Source organism: Nostoc sp., from assembly GCF_036916655.1.
Classification (GTDB): Bacteria; Cyanobacteriota; Cyanobacteriia; order Cyanobacteriales; family Nostocaceae; genus Nostoc.
Genome location: NZ_JBALFY010000068.1, coordinates 97163 through 110600, shown reverse-complemented (window position 1 = coordinate 110600; position 13438 = coordinate 97163). Strand labels below are relative to the sequence as shown.

Below are 13438 nucleotides of genomic sequence, written 5' to 3'. Positions count from 1 at the left end.
CTCTATATTTTTAATGTGTAGAGACGTTGCATTGCAACGTCTCTACACCTGTTTCTTTTTCTTGCCAAGCAAACCTTGGGGCTAACCAGAGAACATCTAGCAAGATGCTCAAAGGTGCAAAGGCAAACAACGCCCAGAAAACTGCTGTGGAAATAAAGAAATAATTTCGCAAGATAAAGGTTAATCCAGCGATGCAGATTGCCCAAACGACACGCCCAATTCGGGAATTGGGGATCGATCGCGGATCTGTAATCATAAATAGGGCGAACAGCAGCAAAGATCCACTCATCAATCGATGCCAGTAAACATCCCAAGTCCAACCCAGCCAAAGGTTGCGAATCGCTTCTAGCAAAGAGTAAAAACCCAAAAAAGCTGCTGTGGTATCCCAACGACCAACGCGCTGCAATATCATGCCGCCAGTGCCGAAAAATAATAGTCCATACCACCACTCTTCACCCCATTGTCCCGGCGAAACCCAAGCATCGGAGGTGAGAATCAAGGCAGATATGATGCCAAAATTGGCGGGATTGAAGAAATGCTTATCGCCGACTTGGAAAATAAATTTGCTGGCGATCGCAAGTGCTGCGGCGATCGCCATTGTTGTCCAATGATCAGCCCGCAACAATAAACTTAATCCCAGTGAGGTAATTAAAGCACTGCGAAGATTCGTTACTTGTTCTTTCCCTGCAAACCATGACAATATCCATTGGGTTGCTAGACTTGTGGCGATCGCTACCCCAATCAATTCTGGCCGCAGCGTCCAATCTCGTGTACCGATTCCCAAGACTAGGAACAAGCCGAGAAATAGAATTTGATAATCTCGTATATCTTTGAGCAACATTAATCTGTAAATTCCGGGATTACCCGTAGATTTCTCATCAATTTAGACGAGAGTTCGCTCTAATAACATTGCTGTTACAGATTTTGTTACAAAATAAGATAGTTAAGTCTAAAAGTCCCCAATTGTTATAGATATATATTGGGATATAGATTTCAAATTAGACAGTTTTGAGAAATAAATGTATAAAATTTTTTGAAAGCTACGGAAATACTCAAGATGCAATTTGCGCCTCTATTCCCAATTTTCTACCGCATTCTCCAGCCGAGTTTTCCCAACTGCCTTTGGCGTGGAAATTCTCAGACTAAAGCGATCGCACTCACATTCGATGATGGCCCGCATCCCCAATACACACCTGAAGTCTTGGCTGTATTAGATCGTTACAAGATTACAGCGAGTTTTTTTTGGTTGGGTGTTTGCGTCAACCGTTCACCAGCCATTGCAAAAGCGGTTAGCGATCGCGGACACTGGATCGGATTGCATGGCTACGATCATCGCTCTTTTCCCATGCTTTCCCCAAATGACCTGAAGGACAGTTTAGAAAAAACCCAAATTGCCATTTATAAAGCCTGCAATCTGCAACCCGAACAAGTGCGAGATGTCCGCCCTCCCAATGGTTTATTTACACCCGCTACTTTAAATTTTTTTTCTCAGTGGAATTACCGCCCAGTGATGTGGAGCGTTGTACCAGAAGACTGGGTACGTCCAGGTGTAAGCACTGTGATCGAGCGAATTATGCAGCAGGTTAAAAATGGTTCAATAATTGTTTTGCATGATGGTGCTTGCGGTGGACAAGATGTTGCTGCCACAATTCAAATTCTCATTCCGCAACTACTACAACAAGGTTATGAGTTTGTGAGTATTGATAATCTATGGCAGCAAGCCTAAGACCATACTTTAGTATTAGCCTGTCAAGTTAAATTAAAGTTTATCTGCGATTACGACATTGCAGTGGGTAGCGCTTACCCCGCCATGTCGTCCAACCATCTGCGATTTTAGTATGACTGTTGTATTTGAGATACCAGTTATCTTGTTCTGCACCTAAATAACGAATACCTAAATCCTGTCTTTTTGTGCTGGAAAAACGTTTTCCTAGAGGAACCCACGCACTACCATTATCACTAAACCGTCCGACGAGACGGACACCAGAAGTCGTAGAGCAAACATCACCACTACAAGTAGTTTGTGGATCATCGACTACTTTCCACTGCATTTGGGCTGGTCTACCGTCAATATTACAATCCCAGAGACCAAAGAACCACTCACCAGCTATCTGACTGGCTTTAGCATGACTAGATACTAATACTAAACTTGCAGGAACAATCGCCAAACCCAGAAGCCATTTTGTAATGTTTTTCATAATGCTTTCCCAATACCTTAAGCTAATTTTTACTTTGTATTCACTTATATGTATCAGGATTGCTGTTTATACAGATAATTAAATCATTAAGATTTAATGTTTTTTTCATGTTCAAGACTTTTAATGCGTTTTGTAGAGTCCAACTACTATAGCGGTTCTTAATTGCATAGAATACAGACCATTTGTAGGGGCACAGCATTGCTGTGCCCTATTGTGTATTGCTTCGATTCGAGAACCGCTATAGTACAACACGGCGTAAATAAACCACCCATTTCAAATCAATGAAATGCTTACGCTGTATTCATTTTTAATTTTTAATTCCGCCTTGCGGTACTAGTCTGTTAAATTCATTTTGACGGTTAGATAGACGCGATAAATCGCCGTCTCTACAGTGAATTTATCCATTAATTATTTATTGACCGATTATTGAGAATATCAGCCTTTGGTGGCTGATATTCCAGTGGCTTGTGCTAACTTCTAAAGTTGATGTGTGGCTAGAAAAGCTTCAACTTCAGCATTTGTAGGTTGAGAAGCGATCGCACCTGCTTTAATGGTAGTCAGCGCTCCAACTGCACTAGCATAAGTGACAATGCGTTTTGCGATTTCTGCATCCCGCAAGCCGTGGATGCCATTCTGACTCAACTGATGGATAAATCCTGCCAAAAAGCTATCTCCAGCACCAGTTGTATCAACTACAGGAATGGAAAACGAGGGTAATTTACCTTCGTTCTCACCCAGACAATAAGTGCAACCGTTTTCCCCATCTGTCACCAATACCCCTTCAATGGAAGCTAGACGATAAGTAATGGCTCCGGGATCTGCGGTTTCAAATAGCCATTCCGCTTCTTCTTTGGAGAGTTTCAGAAAATCAACTCGCTTAACTAATTCTGGAATTTTTTGATGGGCAATGTTTGGTTCATGCCAAAATACAGGACGCCAGTTGACATCCAGCACAATTTTTAAGTCGTAATGTTCTGCTAACTCTAAAGCGCGGTTTATTGCCTCTTCACTTTCAGGATAGGCTAATTCCAAAGTACCCAAAACCAGAAAATCTGCCTCTTGAAACAGCGAATTTGACAATTGTTTAGCTTGCAAGCGAGTATCGGCAAATTCAGAAGTATCATACTGACCAAATCCGGCAAAGGTGCGATCGCCAGCCAGATCCCGTGTAACATAAACTTGCCGCGTTGGCGCTGTGGGATGGCGTTGTACCCCCGTCGTTTCTACACCTACATCTTGTAATAGCTTGACCAATGCATTCCCTGGTTCATCTTCGCCAACAGCTCCAATAAATCCTGCTGATGTCCCCAACTTGACTAAAGCACAGGCGACATTAGCAGGTGCCCCTCCTGGGTAGGGAGTCCAAGATTTGACTTCTTCCAGCTTTAGCCCCAATTGATCGGCTAAACAATCAAACAAAATTTCACCAAGGCACAAAACACGGGGATTGCTCATCTCATTTTAAATTTTAGATTTCGATTTAGGATTAGGAATTGACAGTATAAAATCTACAATAATTTTTGCTAATCTGTCGCCAGTCCTTAATAGAATTAAATGGCAATTTTTACTACCTATATAATATGTAGATGCTTTTAATCTCACTGATTTTAGCTAAGTGCTTAGACGACAGTTTCGTTTAATTGAGCTATATTTATTACTTTCGAGACTGAGTATTTTATCTGGATGCCAACTTGAAATCCAAAGAAAATATTGACAATCTTATTACTGCTAACACTTGAAACCCCTACCAAGAAAAGAATCTTCTAGAATTAGAAAGAGCGATTGAGTACATATACCAAGGGAGGATAGAAATAGTCATGGCTGGTGGCAAGTCCGAGACCCCCGTTAGTCTGTCAGACAGAGAACTGCAAATTATCGACTTAGTAGCCGCTGGCTTAACTAACCAAGAGATTGCAGGAAAACTGGAGATTAGCAAGCGTACAGTTGATAACCATATCAGTAATATTCTCACCAAGACCGAGACAGATAATCGAGTAGCCCTTGTCCGCTGGGCTTTACAGTGGGGCAAAGTCTGTTTGAACGATGTCAATTGCTGTACTCTGCCTAACCAGATCGAATAAACGATTTACTAGTAGCAACGTAATTGCTTTGGTCTGGTATAGTTACAAGCCAATTTGAGCTTTACTGATTTTCCCATCTTTACGCCTAAGTTTTCAGTGTGAACACTCTACCAAAAGTTCCGAGTCCTTCACTCAGCCGGATTTTATGTTAGTGGAGCCAGCTGACCCTCGGACTCGGAAACTATAAAGATCAGCATTTCTTAATTCAGCAGAACAGATGTAGGAATGGGGAATGGGGAATGGGGAATAGGAAGAACCATCTACAATGCCCAATGCCCCATCCCCTAACTAAAAAAATCATCTACAAAAATTAGCAACAATTCAGTGGTGCAAGCGTTACATTTGAAAGAAATCTATGTTGCCACATCGGCTTTGGGAGTAGTGTTCCAATGAATACTTCCGCTTCTTTTCAGGGTAGCTCGTCTCCCTTTGAATTTTTCAACTTTGATTTTACGACACCTGTATCTGAGAAAATTCCGAGTCTTGAAGACCAATCTTCAGACTTTCCGCAAACCACACAAGATGCCGACTTACTCAGACAGCTATCGTTTATTCCAGGGTTGAAAGAAATTTTGATGCTGCGGCAGGTTCATGCCCTAGAACACGCTACTGTTTGGGTTCTTAGCGAATCAAAAAGTGCCTATCCTGCTAGAGGAGAATCTACTAATGTTCAACTAGATAATGAGCTATTAGGCGGTTTGTCTACTGAACATGGATTCTACCTCTATGGTGAGGTAAATATTAGTGATTTGCGGCGTGCAGTCACACTTGCTCGACATCGCATCACCCGCGGAGAATGGGATTTGGCTGTACATCCCCGTTGTGGCACAAATTTATCAGTAGCAATGCTCTTAACAGCTGGACTAGCTGTGAGTGTGCATCTGTTGTTACCATTTCGACCAATCGAGCAACTTATCGGTTTGGGGTTAGCAGCAACAACAGCCGCAGAACTCGCACCTGATTTAGGTTCTATAGCACAGCGTTACCTAACAACTGCCATTCCTTTTAACCTAGCAATTGAAAATATTACCCGTACACGCGACGTTTGGGGACGTGAGGCACATTTTGTTAAAGTGGGCTGGCAAGAGTAGATATAAGGGAAATGAGGAGGATGAACAAGATATTTTTCCCTTCTCTTCCCCCATTCCCTATTCCCTACTCCCCAACCCCCTAAAAAAATTATGAGAAAACTTTACTTCTTACTCCCCGGTACAGATAGCAAGTTTGCCTGTGGTGGTCTTTGGGCTGAGTTAAAAGCGCTTAATCTGGCTCAGAATTTCTGTAGTGCTGATGTTGTAACTTACCGTCAACGAGAAAAAGATAAGCTTTTTCTCGATGATTTGTTAGAAGAGAAAAATTTAAATGATGTAATTTTTGTCATCAGTTGGGGATTTGATATAGCTCAACTGGTGGCTAAACTTAAGCAATACAATGTCGTTTACCACGCACATAGCGCAGGTTATCCATTTAGACTACCTGCAAGTATTCCAATCGTGACTGTGAGCCGCTATACAATGGGATATTGGGGAGAAAAATCACCTAATTCTCTGATTTATTATTTGCCAAATCAAATTTCTGATGAGTTTCAAAATTTAGGTCTAGAACGAGATATTGATGTTTTAGTTCAAGCTCGGAAGTCTTCTGAGTATTTAATTAAAGAATTGATTCCAGCGTTGCAAAAACGTTGTAAAGTATTGGTTGTGGATTCATACATAGAAGATTTACCTGGACTATTCAACCGAGCTAAGGTTTACCTCTATGATTCTGCCGAGTACTGGGCACAACAGCGCGTTAGTGAAGGATTTGGTCTACAACCAATGGAAGCTCTTGCCTGTGGCTGTCAAGTATTTTCTAGTGTAAATGGTGGATTGGCTGATTACTTAGATCCGGGATTTAATTGCTATAAAATTGCTGCATATTCTCAAGAATATGATGTTCAACGTATTCTGAAGGTGATTGAGTCTTCGAGAGCAGTTAGCTTATCTGAAGAATTTTTGGTTGAACATCGGACTGAAAATATTATTCAGCGTTTCCAAGTTATTCTGGATGAGTTGAATGAGTTTTTTGATCATAAAATTCAGCAGCCATCTAATATTAAGAGTTTGACGAAAATACGGATGGCGAAATTACTTTCTCAGAGGATATATGGGAAGCTGAGGAAGAAATATTTTAAGTTATAGAAACAAACCGCAGAGGCGCAAAGTTCACAGAGAGAAGAGAGGAAATTGAATGAGTCGGCGGTTATTAGTTACTGGGGGGGCGGGGTTTATTGGGGCAAATTTTGTACATCACTGGTGTCAGGTTTATCCTAACGATCGCGTGGTGGTATTGGATGCTCTTACCTATGCGGGGAATCGTCTGAACTTGGCGCAGGTTGAGGGTGGAGAGAATTTTCGGTTTGTGCAGGGGGATATTTGCGATCGCACCATCATAGACAACCTATTAGCAACGGAAAATATTGATACCATCGCCCATTTTGCCGCTGAATCTCATGTCGATCGTTCAATTCTTGGGCCAGCTGCTTTTGTGCAAACTAATCTAGTGGGAACTTTCACCCTACTAGAAGCTTTTCGGCAATATTGGGAGGCGAAAGCACAGCCATCTAATTATCGTTTCTTACACGTTTCCACTGATGAAGTTTACGGTAGTCTGGGCGCAGATGATGCAGCTTTTTCTGAAACGACACCCTACGCGCCCAATAGTCCCTATTCAGCTTCCAAAGCGGGTAGCGATCATTTAGTCCGTGCTTATTATCATACTTATCAACTGCCAACCATTATCACAAATTGCTCTAATAATTACGGCCCTTATCAGTTTCCTGAAAAGCTAATTCCCCTAATGTGTATCAACACTTTGATCGGGAAACCATTACCTGTTTATGGTGATGGTAAAAATGTCCGCGATTGGCTTTATGTGGGCGATCATTGCCGTGCTTTAGATGTGGTAATTAATAATGGTAAACCAGGAGAAATGTACAATATCGGTGGCAACAATGAGGTAGAAAATATCAACCTCGTGCAACTTTTGTGTCAAATGATGGATGAATTAGCACCTGATTTACCAGTGCGCCCAGCAAAGCATTTAATTACTTTTGTTAAGGATAGACAGGGACATGACAGGAGATATGCAATTAATGCAAATAAAATTAAAACTCAGCTTGGTTGGACACCTTCAGTAACAATTGCTGAAGGTTTACGTTTAACAGTTGAATGGTATCTCAATCATCGTGATTGGTGGGAACCTCTGCTGTCTGCCCAATATCAAGCTTACTATCGCAAAAATTATCTGTAACCCACATTTTTCGCCCAATAGTGTCACAATTGCTAATTACTGTTGTGATTTACTCTGCGGCTGGAGGCATAATTTTTTGCGGCGTCAGGCGATATCCCAGCGCTTTCATAATTGAATTGACGTTTTCAAGGCGCGGGTTGCCATTGCTGGATAAGGCTTTTTGCAATCCCCGGCGTGTCATGCCTATTTGATCGGCTATCTCACTAATTCCTCGTACACGAGCAACGACGCGCAAGGATGCCAACAACGCACCGGAATCGTTGTCTTCTGCATATTCCTGAAATATCTCCGTCAAATAATTGTCGATTTCTTCTGGGTGCTTACGGAAGTACTCTTCTTCAAATTCATCAAGTGTTCTAAATTTTCTCACTGCTTAGGTACTCCTTCCAGTAAGTTTTTGCGTCTTCTATGTCCTGATTCTGTGTGCTTTTGTCACCTCCACACAGTACGACAACAATATTGTCAGCATCTTCACCGAAATAGACGCGATAACCAGAACCAAAGAACATTCGCAATTCGCTTAAACCATCTCCTATTTGGCGCAACATCGCCGTAATTGCCTTGTTCAAGGCGGCGTAGGCGTTGCAGTATGTTGATCGCGTAAATTATGCATCCACTCTGCAAACGGCTCGTAACCGTCTTGATTGGCATAGATGATAATCTGTTTTGCTTGTGCTTCTTTGGCCACTTTTAATCTCTACTATTATTTATAGCACATGCGAATAATAATTCGCAGTAATTTTCTAGAGAACCTCAAAATTGGAATCTTCAACTGCTTTCAATAAATTACCAGGCTGCCACAGTTTTTCTAGATAATGACTATCCTTGAATATAAGGGAATCAGATCAACGTAAATTGCCAGCAGGTGTAAGATGCTGCAACCAGAACAAATATTACAAGATCGTTATCAAATCCAGCGTCAACTCGGCAACAATGGAATTCGCCAAACTTGGCAAGCATTGGATTTACAAGCCTCTAATGGCGAAAATTCGACCGTTGTAGTCAAACTTTTGGCCTTTGGCGGTACTGTGCAGTGGGATGACTTGAAGCTTTTTGAGAGGGAAGCACAAATTCTTAAACAGTTAAATCATCCCCGCATCCCTCGATATATAGATTATTTTTGTATCGACGATCGCACCCTCTGGTTTGCCTTAATCCAAGAATATATTCCTGGTGAGTCGCTTAAGGAAAAACTTGCAGTTGGCAAAAGGTTTAGTGAAAAGCGAGCGAGAAAAATTGCTGTTGAGGTTTTAAATATTCTCACCTATCTACATGAATTGAATCCAGGAGTACTGCATAGAGATATTAAACCGAGTAATTTAATCTGGGGCGAAGATAATCGGATTTATTTAGTTGATTTTGGCGCAGTTCAGGATAAAGCGGCAAGAGAAGGCGTTACTTTTACCGTTGTGGGTACTTATGGTTATGCCCCAATGGAACAATTTGGTGGTCGCGCGGTTCCAGCTTCAGACCTCTATGCACTGGGAGCAACTTTGATTCATTTGCTCACTGGAACTTCCCCCTCTGATTTACCACAGCAGGATTTGCGACTGCAATTTACAGACCGAGTTAATCTCAGTCCCAGTTTTGTTAGTTGGCTACAAAAGTTAATAGAACCGGCTCCCGAACAAAGATTTACTAGTGCTAACCAAGCGATAAATGCTCTTAAATCTGGGCTGGCTATCAAATCTGCAAACAAGAATCAGCTTTTGCCGCTAAAAGAAATAATCAACAATTCTGGATGCGGGATAAATAATCAGAATGAAACAGTCCCAGAGGAAATTCTCGGTTGGAATTGGGGCGCGTTTCTGATGCCTTGGTTGTGGATGTGGCCAAATCAAGTGTGGTATGGCCTATTCTGTTTTATACCTCAAGTTGGGTGTTTAATGGCGATCGCACTTGGGGCAAAAGGCAATGAATGGGCTTGGAAAAGTAGACGGTGGCGCAGTATTGAGCAATTCAAAGCCCATCAAAGAGGCTGGGCGATCGCTGGGATTCTAATTGGAGCGCCTATTAGTATTATGCTGTGGGTCGGCGCGATCGCTTTGCTGAAATCTGTATTTTAAGGCAGTCTTTTGGGTAAATATCAAGCGAAGATTTTTTAGGCAGATAAGTATAAGGGTTTAACAAATGGTTCAACTTCTTCAAGGAAAAGATATCACCCTAGCCCAACTTATTGATGAATTTGGCCTACAACTTGCAGATGATGAGCATTTTTTTTCAGAATGGCGGCATGATTTAGCTGAGTTGAGTGACTTAGAAAAGCAATCTCTCAACAATTTTGTAGTGGCGTGTCAAGCTTAAAATAGTGCATTAAACGTAGACGTAGGTTGGGTGGAGCGGAGCGCAACCCAACAATATATCAGAATGTTGGGTTACGCAAAGCCTCAACCCAACCTACAAATATTCTTAACTAAGTAAGTCAGTGAGAAAAATTCAATGTATATGAAGAAATATAAATTAACCGTAGGGTGTGTTATGCCGTAGGCTAACGCACCTTGAATTGTTGACGGTGCGTTGCGCTTGGCGACAACACACCCTACATTTAAATTTCTTAACATAGTTTGAAATATTAGCACCGACTTACTTAGACAAAACATATCCCTCTCCGAGTCGGAGAGGGACAGACTTGAACTTTAGTTCAAGGCAGGGAGAGGTTCGTCGAACTCACGTTAAGTTGACTACCTCACCAACTCCATTTCTAACTACTAACTTGCGATTCAACTACACCCACGGGACAAGATACGTTTGTCCCACCCAAACCACAATACCCATTGGGATTTTTAGCTAAGTATTGCTGATGGTAAGCTTCAGCGTAGTAGAATTCCGGCGCATCCAATATTTCTGTAGTAATCTTGCCATAACCTGCGCTGTTGAGGGCTTGCTGATAAGCTTCCCGCGATGCTTCTGCTAGCTGCTTTTGATTTTCGGAATATACATAAATTCCCGAACGGTATTGAGTGCCAGTATCATTACCTTGGCGCATTCCTTGGGTGGGATTGTGGCTTTCCCAAAAGACTTTGAGCAGTTCAGCGTAACTAATCACTTTGGGATCGAACACAACCAACACTACTTCATTGTGACCGGTTCGCCCACTACATACCTCTTCATAAGTGGGGTTGGGTGTTAATCCAGCAGCGTAACCGACTGCGGTGGTGTAAACTCCTTTCAGTTGCCAGAATTTGCGTTCTGCACCCCAAAAACAGCCCAGTCCAAAGATTACCTTTTCTAATCCATCGGGAAAAGGAGGTTTTAAGGGATTCTTGTTGACATAATGAGCGGCGGGTACTGACATAGATTGTGCCCTTCCTGACAAAGCTTCGTCAGGTGTGGGCATAGCTGACTTTTTGCCAAATCCGAATAGTGCCATTGATTTTGACTCTGAATATATATCTTTACCTTACTTACTATTGTAAAGATTCTGGCATCGCTTGGGATTTTCTCTGAGTCCTCAATAGGGTGTGTTAACCTTTACAGAAATAGTTCTGAAATCAAGCTCTTTCCTTGAGCGCCTGTTTTGCAATACTACTAACCCTAGAGTTAGAATCATTGCTTAACCGCTCCAAAATTGAAATCGGTGTGTTGACATTTTTGGCAACAGTTACACGGAGATTGTAGTAAGAATGAACTGCGAATTGTTCTAGCAAATGGACAGGGGTATTGGGATGAGAAGCAATATCATGTAGACCATCAATTGTATTCGGATGCTGTGTTTGGTTGATTTTTAGATAAAGCTTCTCCAGCGCATCTGAGGGTGTATTGGGGTTTTTAGCGAGATTTATGAGAAAATGAATGTCTGAGCTAAATCGCTCTTGATAGTCGGTAAGTGCAAGCAGCATAGTGGCTGGTGTTTTCAAAGACGATGCGATCGCGCTTACTACATCATACTTATTCATCTGCAACAGATTTTCTAACACTTTTGGAGTGATGTCAGAACGTCTCACCAATTGAACTGCACTTCTTTCATACATGGCTTGATTGGATCGCGAGACTCGCTGATGTTGCTTAACCAAGAACTCTGCAAAAAACTCTAGAACGGTAGAGGTTGCATTGGGATGGTTTACGGCTTTGAAGGGTACATCTTCATCTGTATCCTGCGCGAGTTTTTCTAAAACCTTTGCAGGGGTTGAGGGATGGGCGGCAACCAATAGCCGGACAGAGGCTCGTCGATCGCTGGCTAACCGCTCTAGCAAGTCGATGGATGTTCCAGGTTTTCCCTCGATAAAATTGATGATGGCGATCGCAGTTTCCGAAACATTTGGATGGTTTTTGACCAGATCGCGAATTTCTTTCTCATTTTCTCCCGCTAGTTTTTCCAATATTGCGCTTGGTGCTTCAGGATTTCGAGCAATTGCTTTATGCATCGAAAAATTTCTCCAATCTGCAAACGTATTGAGCAGGGATAACGGTGCTTTTGGGTTGTTAGTGATCGCCATTTTCACATAGCTGCTTCCACGCTCGGCTAGTTGAAGCAATAACGATTCAGAAGTATTCGGATTTTGAATGATCGCGGTAAAGAGGCGATCGAAATCAGATTCATCAGCATTTTCGTCATCGCAGAAACGAGGCGGGCTTTCTACAAGTTGTTCCAGGATGTGAAGAGGTGTTTTTGGATTTCTAGCCACAGCACAAAGAATTTCCTCATCCTCGATTTTAGATAACTGAGCGATCGCACTTTCACTAGTTGTTGTGCTTCGCGCTAAAGAGAGTCTAACGAAATGGCTCTCAGGATTTTCCAGCAGCAAAAGATTGAAAATCGGGTTCGCCGTAATTGCGTCTGGAAACTCCTTACCTAATTTCAGCAACACTTCCGTGGGCGTATTCGAATTTCTAGCCACAGCCTCACGAACTTCCGGCTGAGGATGTAAAGATAGCTCCTCAAGCACTACAACCGAAGTGTCAATAGCCAAGGCTAATGCAAAATCGTTGTCGTCAAGCATAGTAAAGATTTTTATATATATAGATAGAATGAGTTTTCCCAAAATATAAGGACACTTTTAGATTAGACTTTTACGAAACTTCATCAATATTACGAATACTTTAAAGAGCAACTTGGTGTTAAAAGCTACTCATGGATAAAATACCGAAAATTGACCGTCAAAGGGAGCATCAAGCGAACGAACGAACATTTCTGGCTTGGCTACGCACTTCAATTGCATTGATTAGCTTTGGTTTTGCGATCGCGCGATTTGGTATATTTCTGCGCCAATTGAATCTTGCTATTACCCAACAAGAACCTCCGGTAAGTCCATTATCTAACTCGGAAAACTTGGGTGTTGCTTTGGTAATTTTTGGAATTTCGACTATTGCCTTAGCTGCATGGCGATACAACCGAGTTTTCTGGCAAATTGAAGCAGGGAACTATAGACCAAATAGGTTAATGGTTTGGATAATGAGCGGAGTAGTAATTACTTTGGGGTTTCTCAGTCTTCCTTTACTCTTAAGGCGTGATAAAGTACCTTCTCGTTCTCCGCTTACCATTCAACCACAGTCCCGAAATTTGCATTAAATGCAGCAGGAGTCAGAATTCAGGAGACAAAATTCAGGAGTCAGAATTCAGGAGTCAGAATTCATTTTTTATACGGACGCATTTTTTGTAACTTTTTTGCCGCTCCTCAATCAATCTTAGGGTAGGCGTAGCCCAACCCAGCCCGGATTTCTCACGCATGGAAGAGAAGTGTGGGGAGTGTGCAAGGTGTCAACTTAAGCTGGAAATAGCTTATCTGTTGCCTTCCATGCCCGCCCGGAAATAAATTTTCGGGCTAATAGCTTAAATCTACTGAAGTAGATTGGAGATTTTTGGCAATATTTAGTCATCTTCAGATGACTTTAGCTATGAGACGGGAATTTCAATTCCCGGCGGACAAG

16 protein-coding genes are annotated in these 13438 nt (G+C 42.0%); 8 read left to right on the top strand and 8 right to left on the bottom strand.

Features of this window, described 5'->3' with window-relative positions; genetic code table 11:
* Nucleotides 1-10: 10 nt before the first annotated feature.
* On the bottom strand, nt 11-841 hold the full coding sequence (locus V7L31_RS18725) for an RnfABCDGE type electron transport complex subunit D (RefSeq protein ID WP_334697625.1): 831 nt from the start codon (nt 839-841) through the stop codon (nt 11-13).
* A gap of 216 nt (nt 842-1057) precedes the next feature.
* On the opposite strand from V7L31_RS18725, the gene V7L31_RS18720 reads away from it, so the two are divergent.
* A complete protein-coding gene (locus V7L31_RS18720) occupies nt 1058-1726 on the top strand; it encodes a polysaccharide deacetylase family protein (protein WP_334697624.1) in 669 nt (222 codons plus the stop codon).
* A gap of 40 nt (nt 1727-1766) precedes the next feature.
* Here V7L31_RS18720 and V7L31_RS18715 read toward each other — a convergent pair whose 3' ends face one another.
* Nucleotides 1767-2198: a DUF6006 family protein gene (locus tag V7L31_RS18715; protein ID WP_179063762.1), complete on the bottom strand. Its 432-nt coding sequence runs from the start codon at nt 2196-2198 to the stop codon at nt 1767-1769.
* Between the two features lie 477 nt (nt 2199-2675).
* Complete coding sequence (locus V7L31_RS18710) at nt 2676-3653, bottom strand: carbohydrate kinase family protein (RefSeq protein ID WP_334697623.1); 978 nt, start codon at nt 3651-3653, stop codon at nt 2676-2678.
* A gap of 362 nt (nt 3654-4015) precedes the next feature.
* Between V7L31_RS18710 and V7L31_RS18705 the strand changes: the two genes are divergently transcribed.
* The 4 genes from V7L31_RS18705 (at nt 4016) to rfbB (ending at nt 7570) form a co-directional block, all read left to right on the top strand.
* A complete protein-coding gene (locus tag V7L31_RS18705; RefSeq protein WP_099103136.1) occupies nt 4016-4279 on the top strand; it encodes a helix-turn-helix domain-containing protein in 264 nt (87 codons plus the stop codon).
* A 389-nt stretch (nt 4280-4668) separates the two neighbouring features.
* Nucleotides 4669-5370: a DUF6391 domain-containing protein gene (locus V7L31_RS18700; RefSeq protein WP_334697622.1), complete on the top strand. Its 702-nt coding sequence runs from the start codon at nt 4669-4671 to the stop codon at nt 5368-5370.
* Nucleotides 5371-5460: 90 nt separating this feature from the next.
* Complete coding sequence (locus V7L31_RS18695; RefSeq protein WP_334697621.1) at nt 5461-6459, top strand: glycosyltransferase; 999 nt, start codon at nt 5461-5463, stop codon at nt 6457-6459.
* Nucleotides 6460-6508: 49 nt separating this feature from the next.
* The gene (gene rfbB, locus V7L31_RS18690) at nt 6509-7570 is read left to right on the top strand and encodes a dTDP-glucose 4,6-dehydratase (RefSeq protein ID WP_334697620.1); all 1062 of its coding nucleotides are present in this window, start codon (nt 6509-6511) and stop codon (nt 7568-7570) included.
* Between the two features lie 49 nt (nt 7571-7619).
* On the opposite strand, the gene V7L31_RS18685 is transcribed toward rfbB, so the two are convergent.
* The 3 genes from V7L31_RS18685 to V7L31_RS18675 are packed head-to-tail and all read right to left on the bottom strand — an operon-like array spanning nt 7620 to nt 8258.
* Nucleotides 7620-7940, bottom strand: a complete 321-nt coding sequence (locus V7L31_RS18685) for an addiction module antidote protein (RefSeq protein WP_334697619.1) — start codon at nt 7938-7940, stop codon at nt 7620-7622.
* Nucleotides 7927-8118 (bottom strand): type II toxin-antitoxin system RelE/ParE family toxin, encoded by a 192-nt coding sequence (locus tag V7L31_RS18680; protein ID WP_334697618.1) that lies wholly within the window; start codon nt 8116-8118, stop codon nt 7927-7929. The genes V7L31_RS18685 and V7L31_RS18680 overlap by 14 nt, the downstream gene beginning before the upstream one ends.
* Nucleotides 8119-8135: 17 nt before the next feature.
* Entirely contained in the window at nt 8136-8258 is a 123-nt protein-coding gene (locus tag V7L31_RS18675; RefSeq protein ID WP_334697617.1) for a hypothetical protein, read from the bottom strand.
* A 184-nt stretch (nt 8259-8442) separates the two neighbouring features.
* On the opposite strand from V7L31_RS18675, the gene V7L31_RS18670 reads away from it, so the two are divergent.
* Both V7L31_RS18670 and V7L31_RS18665 read left to right on the top strand, forming a co-directional pair.
* Nucleotides 8443-9636: a serine/threonine protein kinase gene (locus tag V7L31_RS18670; RefSeq protein WP_334697616.1), complete on the top strand. Its 1194-nt coding sequence runs from the start codon at nt 8443-8445 to the stop codon at nt 9634-9636.
* A gap of 64 nt (nt 9637-9700) precedes the next feature.
* Nucleotides 9701-9874, top strand: a complete 174-nt coding sequence (locus V7L31_RS18665; RefSeq protein ID WP_334697615.1) for a hypothetical protein — start codon at nt 9701-9703, stop codon at nt 9872-9874.
* A gap of 397 nt (nt 9875-10271) precedes the next feature.
* On the opposite strand, the gene msrA is transcribed toward V7L31_RS18665, so the two are convergent.
* Complete coding sequence (gene msrA / locus V7L31_RS18660; RefSeq protein ID WP_334697614.1) at nt 10272-10940, bottom strand: peptide-methionine (S)-S-oxide reductase MsrA; 669 nt, start codon at nt 10938-10940, stop codon at nt 10272-10274.
* 121 nt (nt 10941-11061) lie between these two features.
* Entirely contained in the window at nt 11062-12510 is a 1449-nt protein-coding gene (locus V7L31_RS18655) for a hypothetical protein (RefSeq protein ID WP_334697613.1), read from the bottom strand.
* A 131-nt stretch (nt 12511-12641) separates the two neighbouring features.
* Between V7L31_RS18655 and V7L31_RS18650 the strand changes: the two genes are divergently transcribed.
* Entirely contained in the window at nt 12642-13079 is a 438-nt protein-coding gene (locus V7L31_RS18650; RefSeq protein ID WP_334697612.1) for a YidH family protein, read from the top strand.
* Nucleotides 13080-13438: the final 359 nt, after the last annotated feature.

Bases quoted from the DNA above. Each gene is read 5' to 3' on its own strand.
- V7L31_RS18665 (WP_334697615.1), top strand. From the start codon at position 9,701: ATGGTTCAACTTCTTCAAGGAAAAGATATCACCCTAGCCCAACTTATT.
- V7L31_RS18725 (WP_334697625.1), bottom strand. From the start codon at position 841: ATGTTGCTCAAAGATATACGAGATTATCAAATTCTATTTCTCGGCTTG.
- V7L31_RS18710 (WP_334697623.1), bottom strand. From the start codon at position 3,653: ATGAGCAATCCCCGTGTTTTGTGCCTTGGTGAAATTTTGTTTGATTGT.
- V7L31_RS18650 (WP_334697612.1), top strand. From the start codon at position 12,642: ATGGATAAAATACCGAAAATTGACCGTCAAAGGGAGCATCAAGCGAAC.
- V7L31_RS18680 (WP_334697618.1), bottom strand. From the start codon at position 8,118: ATGTTGCGCCAAATAGGAGATGGTTTAAGCGAATTGCGAATGTTCTTT.
- V7L31_RS18670 (WP_334697616.1), top strand. From the start codon at position 8,443: ATGCTGCAACCAGAACAAATATTACAAGATCGTTATCAAATCCAGCGT.
- V7L31_RS18695 (WP_334697621.1), top strand. From the start codon at position 5,461: ATGAGAAAACTTTACTTCTTACTCCCCGGTACAGATAGCAAGTTTGCC.
- msrA (WP_334697614.1), bottom strand. From the start codon at position 10,940: ATGGCACTATTCGGATTTGGCAAAAAGTCAGCTATGCCCACACCTGAC.
- V7L31_RS18655 (WP_334697613.1), bottom strand. From the start codon at position 12,510: ATGCTTGACGACAACGATTTTGCATTAGCCTTGGCTATTGACACTTCG.
- V7L31_RS18720 (WP_334697624.1), top strand. From the start codon at position 1,058: ATGCAATTTGCGCCTCTATTCCCAATTTTCTACCGCATTCTCCAGCCG.
- V7L31_RS18705 (WP_099103136.1), top strand. From the start codon at position 4,016: ATGGCTGGTGGCAAGTCCGAGACCCCCGTTAGTCTGTCAGACAGAGAA.
- V7L31_RS18715 (WP_179063762.1), bottom strand. From the start codon at position 2,198: ATGAAAAACATTACAAAATGGCTTCTGGGTTTGGCGATTGTTCCTGCA.
- rfbB (WP_334697620.1), top strand. From the start codon at position 6,509: ATGAGTCGGCGGTTATTAGTTACTGGGGGGGCGGGGTTTATTGGGGCA.
- V7L31_RS18700 (WP_334697622.1), top strand. From the start codon at position 4,669: ATGAATACTTCCGCTTCTTTTCAGGGTAGCTCGTCTCCCTTTGAATTT.